The organism is Spirillospora sp. NPDC049652, assembly GCF_040675125.1.
GTDB lineage: Bacteria > Actinomycetota > Actinomycetes > Streptosporangiales > Streptosporangiaceae > Spirillospora.
The window spans coordinates 1-2,361 of the sequence record NZ_JBFAOF010001044.1 but is presented as its reverse complement, the minus strand read 5'-3'; the positions used below and the strand labels follow the sequence as shown (position 1 = coordinate 2,361).

At 74.5% G+C, this 2,361-nt stretch carries 3 protein-coding genes; 2 read left to right on the top strand and 1 reads right to left on the bottom strand.

Annotated features, from left to right (window positions below; genetic code table 11):
- Window positions 1-43: 43 nt before the first annotated feature.
- On the bottom strand, window positions 44-451 hold the full coding sequence (locus AB0J52_RS36630) for an ABC transporter ATP-binding protein (RefSeq protein WP_500187503.1): 408 nt from the start codon (window positions 449-451) through the stop codon (window positions 44-46).
- Between the two features lie 199 nt (window positions 452-650).
- Between AB0J52_RS36630 and AB0J52_RS36625 the strand changes: the two genes are divergently transcribed.
- Together AB0J52_RS36625 and AB0J52_RS36620 are read left to right on the top strand one after the other, a co-directional pair.
- On the top strand, window positions 651-2,006 hold the full coding sequence (locus AB0J52_RS36625; RefSeq protein ID WP_500187502.1) for a sensor histidine kinase: 1,356 nt from the start codon (window positions 651-653) through the stop codon (window positions 2,004-2,006).
- The coding region (locus tag AB0J52_RS36620) for a response regulator (RefSeq protein WP_500187501.1) at window positions 2,003-2,361 on the top strand (359 nt) is incomplete at its 3' end. The genes AB0J52_RS36625 and AB0J52_RS36620, both read left to right, overlap by 4 nt.

Sequence of the window (2,361 nt, the reverse complement as noted above, 5' to 3'; positions counted from 1 at the left end):
ACCGCCCGCTCGTACCGCTCGGGGTCCAGCGCGAGCGCGCCGTTCAGCGCCACGTTCCCCGCGCCGCCGTGCCGAGCCTGCCGAGCAGTTCCGCCGCGCGGTCCCGGGCCGCGCGGTGCGACGTGCGCGCGAGCTGCGCGGGCAGCAGCACGTTGTCCAGGACGGTCAGGTCGTCCAGGAGGTTGAAGAACTGGAACACCATCCCGACGCGCGCCCGCCGGTACCGGGCGAGCGCGGTCTCGGACAGGCCGTCCACGCGCGTGCCGGCGACCGCGACCGTTCCCCGGGTCGGCCGGTCGAGCCCGGCGACCAGGTTGAGCAGGGTCGACTTCCCGCTTCCGGACGGCCCGAGCACGGCCAGCGCCTCGCCCTCCGCCACGCTCAGCGTCAGGTCCGCCAGGGCGGGTCTGCCGTCGTCATAGGACTTCGTCACCGCGTGGATCTCGATCACGGCGTCTCCTCGTCGTCTGGGGTCGCCCAGACGGTAGGGAGCGCGGGACGGGCGGCGCGTCGGCCGCGCTGATGGGATCACGTCGGCCGCGCGGACGATTCGCGCCCGGGGTCATCCGCGCGATGTACGCCGCGCGGCGGGTCCCGCTGTGGTCCCGGGGAGGATGTGCCGGTTTCTGGTTACTTGTCATAGTGAGCCGGTGAGCAGAACCGTCCTCGCGGACCGCCGGGCCGCCCTTTGGAACGCCCTCTGGCGGGTGACGCCGGAACTGCCGTCCCGCACGTCCCGCTGGGCCGTCGTGGCGGACGGGGTACTGGCCGTCCTGCTGGCCGTGGGCACGGTGAGCGTCACGATGAACGCGTCCGGCGACCGGCGCCCGGTACCTCCCGCGGACTTCTACCGGCCCGAGCCGCCGGAGCCGCCCGCCTGGACGGAGGGCGGCGGCCTCGACCTGCCCCACCCGCCGGACGCGCCGCCCCGGCCGCCGTACGGGCCCGGCGCGCACTTCACCGACACCGCGTACACCACGCTCCACGGGGCCTCGCTGTGGTGGCACCTCGCGCTGGCCCTCCTGATCGCCCTCCCGATCGCGTTCCGGCGCCGCCACCCGCTCGGCGCGCTGTGCGTCGTGTCCGTCGCGGCCGTGGTGTTCCACCAGGGCGGCTACCTCAACCCGACCTTCACCTTCGCGGCCCTGCTCATCGCCGTCTACAGCGCCGTCGTCTACAGCCCGCACCGGCGGCTCGCGATCACCGCCGCCGCCGTGGACGGCCTGCTGGTCGTCGTGTTCCGGCACGCCCTGCTGCCCCAGATGAGCCGGGCCATGCTCGGGTTCCTCCTGCTGATCCCGATCGGGCTCGCCGCGAACGCCGTCCACACCTGGCAGCAGCGCGTCCGCGTCCTGGAGGCCCGGCAGGAGGAGGCCACCCGCCGCGCCGTCGAACGCGAACGGTCGCGCATCGCGCAGGAACTGCACGACGTGGTGACCCACAATGTGAGCGTGATGGTGGTTCAGGCGGGTGCGGCCCGGATGGTCCTGCGGGACGAACCGGACCGCGCCGAGGCGGCGATGCGCGCGGTCGAGACCGGCGGGCGCGCCGCGATGACCGAGCTGCGGCACGTCATGAACCTGCTCACCATGGACGGCGAGCCCGAGGAGGCCGACCTCGCGCCGCGGCCGGGGCTCGCCCAGGTACCGGCGCTCTCCGACCGCGTCCGCGCGACCGGCGTCAAGGTCGACCTGATCGTCACCGGCACCCCGTCCGACCTGCCCGAGGGCAAGGACCTCGCCGCGTACCGGGTCGTCCAGGAGGCGCTCACCAACACCGTCAAGCACGCCGCCGGAGCACGCGTCGCCATCGCCGTCGCGCATACCCCCGGCGAGCTGGCCATCGAGGTCACCGACACCGGCGGCCGACCCACGTCCCACTCCGGGAACGGCCGCGGGCTGCTCGGCCTGCGCGAACGCCTCGCCGTCTTCGGCGGGACCCTGGAGCACGGGCCGACGCCCTCCGGCGGCTACCGGGTCCGCGCCGTCTTCCCGGCCGAGCGATGAGCGCGCCGCGCGTCGTGATCGCCGACGACCAGGCGCTCGTCCGCACCGGCTTCGGGATGATCCTCACCGCCGCCGGCATCGAGGTGGCCGCCGAGGTCGAGGACGGCGCCCGCGCCGTCGACGCCGTCCGCGACCTGCGGCCCGACGTCGTTCTCATGGACATCCAGATGCCCGGCCTGGACGGCCTCACCGCCACCCGCCGCATCCTCGCCGCCGCCGACCCGCCGCGCGTGATCATGCTGACCACCTTCGACCTCGACCGCTACGTCTACGCAGCGCTCACCGCCGGGGCGAGCGGCTTCCTGCTGAAGGACGTCTCGCCCGAGCACCTCGCCGCCGCCGTCCGCCTCGTCCG